Source organism: Variovorax sp. YR750 (assembly GCF_900109805.1).
Lineage (GTDB): Bacteria > Pseudomonadota > Gammaproteobacteria > Burkholderiales > Burkholderiaceae_C > Variovorax > Variovorax gossypii.
Map to the genome: position 1 here is coordinate 78,630 of NZ_FOBJ01000019.1, position 12,490 is coordinate 91,119.

Annotated in this window: 13 protein-coding genes; 7 read left to right on the forward strand and 6 right to left on the reverse strand. The window is 68.8% G+C overall.

Annotation, left to right across the window (positions count from 1 at the left end):
• The first annotated feature begins 5 nt into the window (after positions 1-5).
• From BMY35_RS31740 to BMY35_RS31755, 4 genes are read left to right on the forward strand one after another with little or no spacing between them, the layout of a single operon-like run.
• On the forward strand, positions 6-875 hold the full coding sequence (locus BMY35_RS31740) for a branched-chain amino acid ABC transporter permease (protein ID WP_093207130.1): 870 nt from the start codon (positions 6-8) through the stop codon (positions 873-875).
• Positions 872-1,945 carry a branched-chain amino acid ABC transporter permease gene (locus tag BMY35_RS31745; RefSeq protein WP_371287218.1) on the forward strand — a complete coding sequence of 358 codons (1,074 nt, stop codon included), beginning with the start codon at positions 872-874 and terminating at the stop codon, positions 1,943-1,945. Before BMY35_RS31740 ends, BMY35_RS31745 begins: the two co-directional genes overlap by 4 nt.
• Complete coding sequence (locus tag BMY35_RS31750; RefSeq protein WP_093207135.1) at positions 1,942-2,649, forward strand: ABC transporter ATP-binding protein; 708 nt, start codon at positions 1,942-1,944, stop codon at positions 2,647-2,649. The genes BMY35_RS31745 and BMY35_RS31750 overlap by 4 nt, the downstream gene beginning before the upstream one ends.
• Before the next feature lie 7 nt (positions 2,650-2,656).
• Positions 2,657-3,367 (forward strand): ABC transporter ATP-binding protein, encoded by a 711-nt coding sequence (locus BMY35_RS31755; RefSeq protein WP_143080783.1) that lies wholly within the window; start codon positions 2,657-2,659, stop codon positions 3,365-3,367.
• Positions 3,368-3,376: 9 nt separating this feature from the next.
• Here the strand turns inward: BMY35_RS31755 and BMY35_RS31760 are convergent, their stop codons facing one another.
• The 6 genes from BMY35_RS31760 to BMY35_RS31785 form a co-directional block, all read right to left on the reverse strand.
• Entirely contained in the window at positions 3,377-3,679 is a 303-nt protein-coding gene (locus BMY35_RS31760; RefSeq protein WP_093207140.1) for a hypothetical protein, read from the reverse strand.
• A 114-nt stretch (positions 3,680-3,793) separates the two neighbouring features.
• Positions 3,794-4,426 carry a response regulator gene (locus BMY35_RS31765; protein ID WP_093207143.1) on the reverse strand — a complete coding sequence of 211 codons (633 nt, stop codon included), beginning with the start codon at positions 4,424-4,426 and terminating at the stop codon, positions 3,794-3,796.
• 17 nt (positions 4,427-4,443) lie between these two features.
• Positions 4,444-5,481 (reverse strand): PAS domain-containing sensor histidine kinase, encoded by a 1,038-nt coding sequence (locus BMY35_RS31770; RefSeq protein WP_093207145.1) that lies wholly within the window; start codon positions 5,479-5,481, stop codon positions 4,444-4,446.
• 37 nt (positions 5,482-5,518) lie between these two features.
• Positions 5,519-6,625: an extracellular catalytic domain type 1 short-chain-length polyhydroxyalkanoate depolymerase gene (locus BMY35_RS31775; RefSeq protein ID WP_093207148.1), complete on the reverse strand. Its 1,107-nt coding sequence runs from the start codon at positions 6,623-6,625 to the stop codon at positions 5,519-5,521.
• 187 nt (positions 6,626-6,812) lie between these two features.
• Positions 6,813-7,796, reverse strand: coding sequence for an AraC-like ligand-binding domain-containing protein (locus BMY35_RS31780; protein ID WP_093207458.1), 984 nt, complete (start codon positions 7,794-7,796; stop codon positions 6,813-6,815).
• A 136-nt stretch (positions 7,797-7,932) separates the two neighbouring features.
• Entirely contained in the window at positions 7,933-8,868 is a 936-nt protein-coding gene (locus tag BMY35_RS31785) for a LysR family transcriptional regulator (protein WP_093207150.1), read from the reverse strand.
• Between the two features lie 76 nt (positions 8,869-8,944).
• Between BMY35_RS31785 and BMY35_RS31790 the strand changes: the two genes are divergently transcribed.
• From BMY35_RS31790 to BMY35_RS31800, 3 genes are all read left to right on the forward strand, one after another.
• A complete protein-coding gene (locus BMY35_RS31790; protein WP_093207153.1) occupies positions 8,945-9,670 on the forward strand; it encodes an SDR family oxidoreductase in 726 nt (241 codons plus the stop codon).
• 188 nt (positions 9,671-9,858) lie between these two features.
• Positions 9,859-10,875, forward strand: a complete 1,017-nt coding sequence (locus BMY35_RS31795; protein ID WP_093207155.1) for an alpha/beta fold hydrolase — start codon at positions 9,859-9,861, stop codon at positions 10,873-10,875.
• 33 nt (positions 10,876-10,908) lie between these two features.
• The gene (locus tag BMY35_RS31800) at positions 10,909-12,336 is read left to right on the forward strand and encodes an aldehyde dehydrogenase family protein (RefSeq protein WP_093207158.1); all 1,428 of its coding nucleotides are present in this window, start codon (positions 10,909-10,911) and stop codon (positions 12,334-12,336) included.
• The last annotated feature ends 154 nt before the right edge of the window (positions 12,337-12,490 follow it).

Below are 12,490 nucleotides of genomic sequence, written 5' to 3' on the forward strand. Positions count from 1 at the left end.
CTGCCATGGAGGAATACCTGCCCTTCGTCATCTCCGGCCTGGGCCTGGGCGCGGTCTATGCGCTCTCTGGCGTGGGGCTGGTGGTGCTCTACCGCTCGTCGGGCGTGCTGAACTTCGCGTTCGGTGCCATCGGCGCGATCGGCGCCTACGTGGCCTGGTCGATGCTCGAGGCCGACTGGCCGCAGGGCCTTGCGTGGTGCGCGGCCATCGTCACGGCGATGCTGCTCTCGCTGGCCTACGGCCGCCTGCTGGCGCCGCGCCTCTCGCACCGCGACCCGACCATCCGCAGCATCGCCACGCTGGGCTTCGCGCTGGTGGTGGTCGGTTTCACCGAGTGGTACTGGGGCGAGCAGCCGCGCCGGCTGGTGCTGCCGACCGACGCGGGCGCCATCGACTTCGTGCTCGGCGAGGTCGACGTGCGGCTCACCCACACGCGCGCGCTGGGGCTCGCGCTGGCCGTGCTGATGATGGGCGGGGTCGGCCTGCTGCTGTCGAAGACGCGCGTGGGCCTGAAGATGCGCGCGCTGGCCAACGATCGCGACCTGAGCGCGCTGCTCGGCATTCGCGTGCTGGGCGTGGACACGGTGGCCTGGGTGCTCAGCGGCGCCTTCGCCGGCGTGTGCGGCCTGCTGCTCGCGAACATCGTGCGGCTGCAGGCCACGCTGCTGACCTTCCTGGTGATTCCCGCGTTCGCGGCGGCCATCATCGGGCGGCTGCATTCGCTGCCGGCCACCGTGGCGGGCGGCATCGCCATCGGCGTGCTGGAGGCGCTGGCGATCACGGTGCCGGGCTTCGCCTCGTTCCGCACGGCCACGCCGTTCCTCATCGCGCTGGCGATGATCGTGTTCTATCGCACGGGGACTCAGCAGGCATGAACAGCGCTTCTTCGACCATTGCAGTAGCGATGCCGGTGCAGGAACTGCTGCCCGCCTCGCTCGCCGAAGCCTCGCGCCGCGCGCGCATTTCGCTGGCGGTGATGGTGGGCTGCGTGCTGCTCATCGGCCTTGTCGTGCCATGGCTGGCCAATGCCTACTGGATCAAGACGCTCACGTCATCGCTCGCACTGTCGATCGCGGCAGCCGGCGTGGCACTGCTCTACGGGCAGCTCGGGTTGGTGTCGCTGTGCCAGTACGCGCTGCTCGGTGCGGGCGGCTGGATCGCGCTGCGCGCGGGCCACGGGCTGGGTTGGCCCTTCGAGCTGTCGGTGCTCGCGGGCGGGACGCTGTCGTGCGTGGTGGGCATGCTCGCGGGGCTGCCGGCGCTGCGGCTCAAGGGGCTGTACCTGGCGCTCGTCACGATGATGATGGCGGGCGGCTTTCAGGTGGTCATCAACGTCACGGGCTTTCCTGACGGCGGCGCCGGCTGGCTGGGCCGCGTGTTCGGCAGCGAGCGGCTCATGATGCCCCGGCCCGCGCTGGCGTTGTCCGACGCGGCGTACTTCCGCTACGTGGCCGTGTGGCTGGCGGCGGTGCTGGCGCTGATCGAGCTGCACCGGCGCACGCGCGCCGGGCGTTCGTGGGCGCTGATCCGTCGCGGCGAGGCGGCGGCCGTGGCGGCCGGCGTGAACATCCTGCGCTACCAGACCTGGGCTTTCGGTCTGGCCGGCTTCTGCGCCGGCGTGGCGGGTGCCTTGCTCGCGGGCGGCGTGGGCCAGCTCGATGGGCGTGCCTTCACCGCGGGCGATTCGGTGATGCTGTTCGCGCTCACGGTGGTGGGCGGTGTCTATCACTGGGCCGGCGCGCTGATTGCGGGGCTGCTGCTGCGGGCGGTGCCTGCGTTGCTGACGGACTTCGGCGTCAACGGTTATCTGGCGATGATCTTCTTCGGTGTGGCGCTGCTGCATGCGCTCATCACCGCGCCGAGCGGCATTGCAGGGCAACTGGCGGGGTTGATCGACGCGGTCCGCAAACGGCTCCCGGGTGCGGGCAAGGACGCAGCGCCATGATCCGCATCAGCGATCTCACCGTCGCCTTCGGCGGCGTCAAGGCCATCGACGCGCTCACTGCCGAACTCGACGCGCCGGTGTGCGGCCTCATCGGCCCCAACGGCGCGGGCAAGACCACGCTGGTCAACGTGCTCAGCGGCCTGGTGCTGCCGCGCAGCGGCACGGTCGCGGTGGACGGTGCCGACCTGCTGGGCCTGAAGCCCATCGAGCGCGTGCGCTTCGGCCTGCGCCGCTCGTTCCAGACCGAGCAGGTGGTGGAAGACCTGAGCGTGTGGGACAACGTGCGTGCCTTGCTCGACCATGTGCCGCATGCGCGCGGCGATGCGGTGGCGCAGGTCACGCGCGCGCTGGCGCACACCGGCCTGCTCGACGCGGCCACGGTGCTGGGCCATCGGCTCAACCTGTTCCAGCGCCGCATGCTCGAGATCGCCAAGTCGCTGGTCGGCGCGCCCAAGTTGCTGCTGCTCGACGAGCCCGGCGCGGGCCTCACCGAGCAGGAAGCCGGCGCGCTGCGCCGCGTGATCGGCTCGGTGCACGCCTTCTGCGGCGCGCAGGTGCTGCTGATCGACCACGACGTCGACCTGATCGCCTCCACCTGCACGCAGACCCTGGTGCTCGACTTCGGCCGCCGCCTCGCGCTGGGGCCCACGCGCGAGGTGCTCGACGACCCGGCCGTGCGCAAGGCCTATCTCGGAACGGAGTGACAAGCACATCATGCTCAGCGTGAACGATCTGCGCCTGCAGCGCGGCGGCAAGGCCGTGCTGCACGGCATCGACCTGCAGGTGCCTCCCGGCGAGGTGACGGCGCTGCTGGGCGCCAACGGCGCGGGCAAGTCGAGCACGGTGATGGCCATCGGCGGTGCGCTGCCGTTGACCGGCGGCCGGATCGAGGTCGAAGGAAATGCGCTGCACGGCCAGCGGCCCGAGCGCGTGCGCGCGCTCGGCGTGGCGGTGGTGCCTGAGGGGCATCGCGTGCTCGGCGATCTCTCGGTGCTCGACAACCTGCGCGCAGCCGCCACTGCGTTGCCGGCGGCACGCGTGGCCGACGCAGTGGAACAGGTGCTCGCGGTGTTTCCCGAACTGCGCGTGAAGCTCGCGCTGCCCGCGCGCTCGCTCTCGGGCGGGCAGAAGCAGATGGTCTGCATCGCGCAGGCGCTCATCGGCAAGCCGCGCTACCTGGCCATCGACGAGCTATCGCTGGGACTCGCGCCCACGGTGGTGAAGCGGCTGGTGGAGGTGGTGCAGCAGGTCGCGCGCGAAGGCGTGGGCGTGCTGCTGATCGAGCAGTTCACGACGGTGGCGCTCGCGGTGTCGAGCCGGGCCTACGTGCTGGAGCGCGGTCGCATGGCCTTCGCGGGTTCGTCGGAGGAACTGCGCAGCCGGCCGGAGATACTGCACAGCAGCTATCTCGCGGCGGCCTGAAGACTTTCCTTACTTCGGCGTGCCACCCGGCTTGGGCAGGCTGTGCGGCCTGGCTTCGCGCGCCTCGGCGCGGGCTTCGCCGGCCTTCTCCGTCTTGCTGGGTGCCGGCACGGCAGAGCCCTCGCCGCGCGCGGTGCCTCCGTCCTTGATGCGCACCGCGCCGGGTTGCTTGCTGTTCTTCTTCGCTTCGGCGGTCGCCTGCGGCTTGCTGTCGAAGTCGGCCTCGGCTTCGGCGCTGTGGGCGTGTGGCTGTTGCGCGAAGGCGGTGGAGAAGAAGGCGAGGGTGCCGAGGGCGAGCAGGGTGCGTTTCACGAAAGGTTCCTTCCTGTTGAGTTGGTGGAACCGACTCTAGGAAGTCTGCCTGCCGGAGAAGCCGACGCCGCGATTACGCTTTCGTCATGTGCGGCACCGCGTACCGCGTCGCGGTCAATGGATCAGGCCATTCCGCACGGCATAGAGGACAAGTTCGGCAGTGCTCGAAACACCCAGCTTTTCCAGCAGATGCGCGCGATGGGTGCTGACGGTCTTCACGCTGATCAGCATCTCCTCGCCGATGTGCGTCAGCGACATCCCCTTGAGCAGCATCAGCATGATCTGGTGCTCGCGCGTTGTCAGCCGCTGGTGGGGTGGGCGCATGTCGATGCCCCGGCCCTGCTGGTGAATCTGCGACGCGAGTCCGCTGCTCACGTACTGGCCGCCTCCGGCCACCAGGCGTATCGCCCCCATGAGTTCCGTCGGCTCAGAGTCCTTGGCGACATAGCCGTTCGCGCCTTCGCGGATGGCCACCAGCGCGTACTGGGTCTCCGGATACATCGACAGCACGAGCACGGGAAGCCGGGGCCACCTGATCCGCAGCGACGCGAGCAGGTCGAGACCGCTGCGGCCCTCGAGGTTGATGTCCAGCAGAACCAGGCTGAAGCGGCACTGCTGGAGCAGCTCGAGCGCCTGCGCGAAGTTGCTGGCCTGGCCGGCCACGCGGATGTCGCTTTCGTCCAGCATCAGCCGTTGCAGGCCCAAGCGGAATATCGCGTGGTCGTCAACGATCAGCAGGTCGATCATCCGGCTGCCTTCGGCTTTCAGAGCAGGGGAGCCCGCAGCTCCAGCCGCGTTCCCCGGCCGGGCGTGGAATCGATGCGCAGGGAGCCTTCGATCTCCCTCGCCCTTTCGCTCATGCCGAGCAGACCGAGCGCGGGCCTGGGCAGCGATGCGGGGTCGAAGCCCTGGCCGTCGTCCTTCATCGAGAGCACGACTTCGTCTCCGATGGAAGCCAGGTGAACCTCGATCGATCCGGCCTGGGAGTGCCGCGCCACGTTGGTCAGCGCTTCGCTGAAGACCCGGTAGACCGCAAGCGCCCGTCTCGGCGAAAGGCGCACGGACATCTCCTGCGAGTGGACCTGGTGGGCAATGCCGTGGCGCTGGGAAAACTCCTGCAGATCGCGCTGCACCGCGACCGACAGGTCCAGATGATCGAGCGCGCTCGGGCGCAGGGCCTCGGACATGCGCTTCACCGCATCGATGGTCTCCTGCGTCAGCCCCAGAATGCCTCTGACCAGCTCGCGCGTCTCTTCGCTTTCGGTGCGCTTCAGCACCCGCGAAGCATCCATCTTGATCGACGTGAGCATGCCGCCCAGCACGTCGTGCATGTCGCGGGCGATGTCCTGTCGCTGCTCCTCCAGCTTCCTGGTCGTGTGCGCGGCGAGGTCCCGCAGCTGCTCCTGCGATGCGCGAAGCTCCTGCTCGTTGCGCAGCTGCTGGGTGACGTCCACGCCGACGCCCATGACCGCGGGCCGGCCACGAAACATCATGCGCGAGCCGTGTACCTCGATGTACACCGTGTGCCCGTCGCGATGCAGGCCGCGCGTGACGAACCGGAGGCTCGGCGGAGTGCCGGCCAGCCTCAGGTGATACAGCCTCAGCACCTCGGGAAGGAAGTCGGCGGGAACCGCGCGCGACAGGTGGACGCCGATGATCTCCGCGGGCGTGTATCCGATCAATGCCGCCCAGGTGGAGTTGGCATAGGCGAAGCACTCGTCCTGCAGTATGTAGATCCCGGCGAGCGACTGCTCGACGATCGCGTGGAAGGGGATGTCCGGCAGTGGTGGGTCCTGGGCCATGGAAGTGGCAGGTCGCTACTCGGGAGAGGACGCGAGCCTACCTGGAGGTGATGTTGCCATCCAGCGTATATGCCTTGAAGAAGTCCCAGCTGATCTGCGAAGCATCGGGCCCCCTGGGGTCGCTGAAGGCCATGCCCGGCTTGCCGCCGCTCCAGGCATGGTTCATTCCTTCGATGGTGTACATCTGGACCAGGACCTTGCTGTTGTCGCTGCTCATGTAGGTCTCCTTTTTGTAGGCACGCTTCTCCGGAGTCTCGGCGATCGATTCCGTGGTGCTCGGCTTGTTGCGCTTGTATCCGTCGTCGTACGAAACCTGGCCTGCCGGATTCTGGTAGGGCACGGAGTCATTGTCCCTGGCATCGTCGGCGAGGTCGTTGGTCTGGACGAACTGCTGGGCGGCCTGCCTGCCGTTCTTCGGATTGACCACGATGTCCGTGGTGCCGTGGAAGACGAGCATCGGCACCTGGCGGCGGAGCTTGCCGCCGCATTCCCAGGCGTCCTGGCCTCGCACGTCGGGGTCGAAGATGCTGCCGAACGGCAGTACCGCGATGTCGCTGACGGGGCCGGTGGCGGCCTTGTACATCCCTCCGGAATGGATCGCCGCGGCGGCGAAGACATCCGGATAGCAGGCGGCCATGATGGCCGTCATGCCTCCTCCCGCGGAGATGCCCGCGACATACACGCGCTGGCGGTCCGCGACGCTCCTGTAGGAAGTCATCACCTCCTGCAGGATCCCGTGGATCGCGCCGGCTTCGCCCGAGTTGCGCGCCTGGTTCTCGGGGTTGTAGAAGTTCCAGCATCCCATCGGGTTGCGCACGACCGGCTCCTTGGGATAGACGACGATGAAGCCTTCCCTGTCCGCGATGTCGTTCATGCGGCTGACCTCCGCCATGTTCTCCGGGTTCGAGGTGCAGCCGTGCAGCAGCAGGAGAACGGGCATCTTCGCTCCCGAAAGAACGCTGGCGCCGTAGCCGGAAGGCAGCCACACCTTGTACGTGTAGGTGTTCAGGAGAAAGGGCCACGATGCGACGAAGATTCCGTCTTTCCATTGGCCGGCCGGGGTTCCGGCGAAGCACAGCGACGCGCACAACAAGGGAACGATCCGCAGCGCCTGGATGAGCGCGCGGGCTTTCTTGAAGAACATGGATTGCCTCCTGGGGTCTTGTGGATCGCAGGCTGCATGCAGCGCTGCGCCACGGATTTGACTGACCCGTCGGCACGGCTGCCATCGGAAGATTCTGATTGCGGCAGGGGGTTATCCCGTCCACGGAGGCGCACTTCCGCGGGGTTCAGGGGCCCGGGGAGCCCGAAGGCTCGCTCCCGGTCGCGCCCTAGTGCGTCAGCATTGCCGACGCGGCAGGCTTCTCCGCCTCGCGCCGCTGAAACTCGCGCGGCGACACGCCGTACTGCGCCTTGAACGCGCGGCAGAAATGCGCGCTGCTGTTGAAGCCCCAGGCGAAGGCGATCTCCGACACCGACGCGCGGCGGCCCGCGGCGTTGCGCAGCGCCTCGCCGCAGCGCTCCAGGCGCATCTGCCAGATGAAGCGGTCGAGCGTCTGGTCCTCGTCCTCGAACACGCGGTGCAGGTAGCGCTTGGAGCAGCGCAACTGCTGCGCGATGAGGTCCAGCGACAGGGCCGGGTCGGCGAGGTGCGTGTGCACGAACTGCTTCACGCGCGCCTTGAGCACGCCCGGCACCGGGTGGGCGCCGAACTGCTCGTCGGAGTGCGTGGCCAGCGTGGATGCAAGCAGGCCCAGCACCGTGTCGCTTACCGAGCGGCCGACCGCGTTGGGCAGCGAGGGCAGCTGGTCGGCCAGCGAGGTGAGGAAGGATCCGAGCACCGCGTAGAGCCCCTGCATCGCGGGCGTGTGCGCCTCGCAGGTGTGCAGGTCGGGAATCTTCATGCCCTTGAACTGCTGCCGCGGGATGGTGATGGCCAGCAGGCGCGAGCGCTCCGGGTTGGTGATGGCGTAGGGCACGCGCGGGTCATACAGGCTCCAGTCGCCGGGGTGCAGGTGGAACTCGCGGTCGCGCTGCGAGATGTGGCCGTGGCCCTCGAGCTGCAGCACCAGCTTGTAGTGCTCGTCGAGCGCGATCTCGCTGCGCGTGTCGGGGCGCGCCACGCGGTGCGAGGGCGCCTCGATCATGAACATGCCCAGCGGGCCGAGCTCGTAGGCGTCCATGCGCGCGTCGAAGGTGCCTGCGTCCAGGCATTGCACGCTCAGCGCGCCGAAGTAGGAAGTGTTGATCCGGCCCCAGCAGGCCTGCCGGTCGGCGGGGTGTTCGAGCAACGTGCTGAAGTGGAGTGCGTTCATGCCGTGGGTTCCCTGGAAGGCGCCCGGAAGCGCCTCCGCAGGATAGGCATGCGACGGCGCGACATCATCGGTGTTTCCACCCGGGGCGTGCGGGAGGCTGCGCTTCCGGTCAATGCGCAGTGCGCTGTGGATCAACTCAGCGCACGGGCTTGCCGCCGAACGTGTCCGCCATGAGCCCGATGAGCCACTGCAGGGCCGGATCGGCATCGCGCGCGGCCGTCCACAGCAGCGAGACCTCGTAAGCCGGTGTTTCGAAAGGCAAGGGGCTCACCGCCAGCCCGAGCGCGTCGCGCCAGGTGGCGGCAGCGAACGTGGGCACGGTGGTGATGGCGGGCATCTGCCGCACGATGAAGGGGCTGGTCGCGAAGTTGCGGCTCGAGAAGACGACCTTGCGCGAGTGCCCCCGTTCGCGCAGCAGTTCGTCGACGAGGCCGCTGAGGTCGGCGCTGAACGAGGTGAGCAGGTGCGGGTGGCGCAGGTACTCGGCGAGCGTGATTTTCTTTCCACGTACCTTCACGAGTTCGGGGTTGTAGACACAGACAAAGCTCCAGCCGAAGAGCGCGCGCTGCCGGTGCCAGGTGGCGCAGTCGATGAAGACGCCCACCGCCAGTTCGATCTCTGCCGCGTCGAGCATTGCAGGCGCGTTCGTGCGGTCGGCCTCGCGCGCGATGAGCCGCACGCCCGGGGCCTCTTCGGCAAGCCGCTGCATGAGCCGCGGCATCAGCGCCACTTCGAGCGCATCGCTCAAGCCGATGCGGAACACGCGCTCGGCCTTCGCCGGGTCGAACGCCGGCCGCGCATGCAGCGCCTGCTGCAGCGACAGCAGCAGCGGCTCGATGACGCGCGCGAGTTCGAGCGCGCGCGGCGTCGGCGTCATGCCGTGCGAGGTGCGCACGAACAGCTCGTCGCCCAGCGCGGCGCGCAGGCGCTTGAGCGCTCCGCTCAGCGCAGGCTGGCCGATGAACAGGCGCTGTGCCGCGCGCGTGACGCTGCGTTCGTGCAGCAGCGCGTGGAACACCAGCAGCAGGTTCAGGTCGAGCCGCCTGAAATCACTTTCATTGATGTATTCCATGGTTCCAAACGATTTGAATGATAGTGCCGCGCTCCCTAACCTGAGGGCTCTTTCAGCAGCATTCAAAGGAATCGACATGACCCAGAAGGAACAACAACAGACCGTGGTGGTGGTCGGCGGCTCGTCGGGCGTGGGGCTCGAGACCGTGCGGCGCATGGCGGCGACCGGCGCGCGCGTGATCGCGACGGGGCGCGACAACGCCAAGCTGCAGGAGGCGATCGGCGGGCTCGGCCCGAATGTGAGCGGCGCGGCCTTCGACGCCTGCAACCGCGGCGAGCTCGACGCCTTCTTCGAGAGCACAGGGCCCGTCGACCACCTTGTGCTCACGCTCAGCGGCGGCGAGGGCGCGGGCGAGTTCGCGCAGCTCGACCTGCAGTCGCTGCGCCGCGGCTTCGAGGCCAAGTTCTGGCCGCAGCTCGAGGCGGCGCAGGCCGGCGCGCGCGTGCTGCGCAAGGGCGGCAGCCTGACCTTCGTGACGGCGATCTCCGCGCGCAACTCGCTGCCCGGCACCGCGGGGCTGGCCGCGATCAACGGTGCGATCGAGGCGATGGTGGGCAGCCTGGCGCGCGAGCTGGCGCCGAGCCGCGTGAATGCGGTGTCGCCCGGCCTCGTCGACACGCCCTGGTGGAACCGCGTGCCCGCCGCGATGAAGGACGACCTGTTCCGCCAGCAGGTCGAGACGCTGCCCGTCGGCCGTGTGGGAAGGCCGCAGGACGTGGCGCATGCGATCCAGTTCCTGATCGAGAACGGCTACACCACGGGCACTGTCATCGAGTGCGACGGGGGGCTGCGGCTGGTGTGAACCAGCGGCGCCGGCCGTACCCGAAAGTTCCCGGAGCGGGGCATGCACGGGGCGGACATCGAAATGTTTTGTTGAAAAAACTGCGCCAGATACAGAGCGATACGCAGGGCCGGGCGAATGGCGGTTCGAGGGGCGACATTCGCACCTGTCAGCCCTTCCACCACGAACCAATCGATCAGGACAGCCCAATGACATCGTCGCTCCAACTGCCCCGCAGAACCTTCCTCGCAGCCGCCGCCCTCGGCGCCGCGGCCACCCAGCTCGCAGCGCTCACGCCGGCCTTCGCCCAGGCCGCCGGCGCGCCCCGGCGTCTCGAACCGCTCAAGAGCATCGATGCCGGCACGCTCAACATCGGCTACTACGAAGCGGGCCCGGCCAACGGCGCGCCCGTGATCCTGCTGCACGGCTGGCCCTACGACATCCACATGTTCGTCGACGTGGCACCGGCGCTCGCGGCGGCGGGCTTCCGCGTCATCGTGCCGTACCTGCGCGGCTACGGCACCACGCGCTTCCTGTCGGCCGACACGCCGCGCAACGGGCAGCAGTCGGTGGTCGCCGTCGACATCATCGCGCTGATGGATGCGCTGAAGATCCAGGTCGCCACCGTCGCCGGCTGCGACTGGGGCGCGCGCACCGCCTGCATCATGGCCGCGCTGTGGCCGCAGCGCGTGAAGGCGCTGGTCTCGGTCAGCGGCTACCTGATCGGCAGCCAGGAGGCCGGCAAGGTGCCGCTGCCGCCGCAGGCCGAGCTGCAGTGGTGGTACCAGTACTACTTCGCGACCGAGCGCGGCCGCGCGGGCTACGAGAAGAACCGCCACGACTTCGCCAAGCTCATCTGGCAGACCGCGTCGCCCAAGTGGAACTTCGACGCCGCCACCTTCGATCGCAGCGCCGTGGCGCTCGACAACCCCGACCACGTGGCCATCACGGTCCACAACTACCGCTGGCGCCTCGGCCTGGTGGAGGGCGAGGCCAAGTACCAGGCGCTCGAGGACCGGCTCGCCAAGGCTCCGGTGATCGGCGTGCCGACCATCACGCTCGAAGGCGATGCCAACGGCGCGCCGCACCCGGAACCCAGCGCCTATGCGAAGAAGTTCTCGGGTCGCTACGAGCATCGGCTGGTCAGCGGCGGCATCGGCCACAACCTGCCGCAGGAAGCGCCCGAGGCCTTCGCGAAGGCGGTGATCGACGCCGCGCGCGGCTGAGTCGACAAGGCCCTGAGCGCAGGAGCGACGACCATGTGGAACATCCAACAGGCCTACATCGACGGCGCCTTCGTGCCCGTGCAGGGCAGCGAGCGGCTGGAGATACTCAGCCCGGCCACCGGGCAGCCGATCGGCACCGTGACGCTGGCGAATCGCGACGATGCGAAGCGCGCGATCGAGGCTGCGAGCCGGGCGCAGCCGGCGCTGGCGGGCAGCACCAAGGCGCAGCGCATCGACATGCTCAGGCGCCTCGAAGCCGCCGTGCTGGCGCGCACCGAGCAGATCTGCGAAGCCACGATCGAGGAGTACGGCGGCCCGCTGGCCCGCTCGCGATGGGTCAGCAACTACGCCTCGCAATGCTTCGCCGACACGGCACGCATGCTGGAGGGCTACGACTTCGAACGGCGCATGGGCGATGCCGTCGTGCGCATGGAGCCGGTCGGCGTCGCGGGCCTCATCGCGCCCTGGAACAGCACCGCCGGCAGCATCTGCAGCAAGCTGGCCTCGGCCATCGCCGCGGGCTGCGCGTCGGTGATAAAGCCCAGCGAGTTCAGCCCGCTGCAGGCGCGGGTCGTGACCGAGGCGCTGCATGAGGCCGGCCTGCCGGCAGGCGCCGTCAACGTGCTGCTCGGGCGCGGCGGCGACGTGGGCGACGAGATCGCCACTCATCCTGCAATCGCCAGGATCTCGTTCACCGGGTCCACGGCCACCGGCAAGCTCATCGCACGCGCGGGCCTGGAAACGCTGAAGCGCGTGAGCCTCGCGCTCTCCGGCAAGTCGGCCACCGTGGTGCTGGACGACGCCGACCTGGCCACGGTGCTGCCCATGGCACTGGGCGCGGCCTTCATGAACAACGGCCAGGCCTGCGTGGCCGGTACGCGTCTGCTGATTCCGAACGCGCGCATGACGGAAGCCATCGAACGCCTGCGCGTGGCAGCGGCAGCCATGCGCGTTGGCGATCCACGCGATCCCGCCACCGCGGTCGGGCCGCTCGCGAGCAAGGCGCAGTTCGAGCGCGTGCAGCGTTTCATCCGCCGCGGGCTCGAACAGGGCGCGACGCTCGTGGCCGGAGGCGAGGGGCGCCCGGACGGCTTCGACAAGGGCTGGTTCGTGCGGCCCACCGTGTTCGCGGGAGTACGCAACGACATGGACATCGCGCGCGAGGAGATCTTCGGACCCGTGCTCTCGGTGATCGGCTACGACGGCGAGGACGAAGCGGTGGAGATCGCGAACGACTCGCCGTACGGCCTGCAGGCCTACGTCTTCTCTTCGCAGCAGCAGCGCGCGCTGGACGTGGCTTCGCGGCTGCGCGTCGGCACGGTGCTGGTCAACCGCGTCACGCCCGAGCTGAGCGCGCCTTTCGGCGGCGTGAAGCAGTCGGGCATCGGCAGGGAGTTCGGGCTCTTCGGCATGGAGGCCTTCCTGGAGCCGAAGACCGTGGCCCTCGCGCAGCCGGGCTGAAATCGAGCCAGGGCGGCGAGGGTGGGTGGGGCAGGCGCTATCCTGCCTCATGCTTTCTACAGAATCAGCTTCCGCCGCGTCGAGCGCCGGCAGGAGGCAATCGAGGGCCCGGGAGTGGCTCTGTTCCGCTCTCATCCTGCTGTGCATCGCGCTG

Bases quoted from the DNA above. Each gene is read 5' to 3' on its own strand.
- BMY35_RS31740 (WP_093207130.1), top strand. From the start codon at position 6: ATGGAGGAATACCTGCCCTTCGTCATCTCCGGCCTGGGCCTGGGCGCG.
- BMY35_RS31745 (WP_371287218.1), top strand. From the start codon at position 872: ATGAACAGCGCTTCTTCGACCATTGCAGTAGCGATGCCGGTGCAGGAA.
- BMY35_RS31750 (WP_093207135.1), top strand. From the start codon at position 1,942: ATGATCCGCATCAGCGATCTCACCGTCGCCTTCGGCGGCGTCAAGGCC.
- BMY35_RS31765 (WP_093207143.1), bottom strand. From the start codon at position 4,426: ATGATCGACCTGCTGATCGTTGACGACCACGCGATATTCCGCTTGGGC.
- BMY35_RS31770 (WP_093207145.1), bottom strand. From the start codon at position 5,481: ATGGCCCAGGACCCACCACTGCCGGACATCCCCTTCCACGCGATCGTC.
- BMY35_RS31775 (WP_093207148.1), bottom strand. From the start codon at position 6,625: ATGTTCTTCAAGAAAGCCCGCGCGCTCATCCAGGCGCTGCGGATCGTT.
- BMY35_RS31780 (WP_093207458.1), bottom strand. From the start codon at position 7,796: ATGAACGCACTCCACTTCAGCACGTTGCTCGAACACCCCGCCGACCGG.
- BMY35_RS31785 (WP_093207150.1), bottom strand. From the start codon at position 8,868: ATGGAATACATCAATGAAAGTGATTTCAGGCGGCTCGACCTGAACCTG.
- BMY35_RS31790 (WP_093207153.1), top strand. From the start codon at position 8,945: ATGACCCAGAAGGAACAACAACAGACCGTGGTGGTGGTCGGCGGCTCG.
- BMY35_RS31795 (WP_093207155.1), top strand. From the start codon at position 9,859: ATGACATCGTCGCTCCAACTGCCCCGCAGAACCTTCCTCGCAGCCGCC.
- BMY35_RS31800 (WP_093207158.1), top strand. From the start codon at position 10,909: ATGTGGAACATCCAACAGGCCTACATCGACGGCGCCTTCGTGCCCGTG.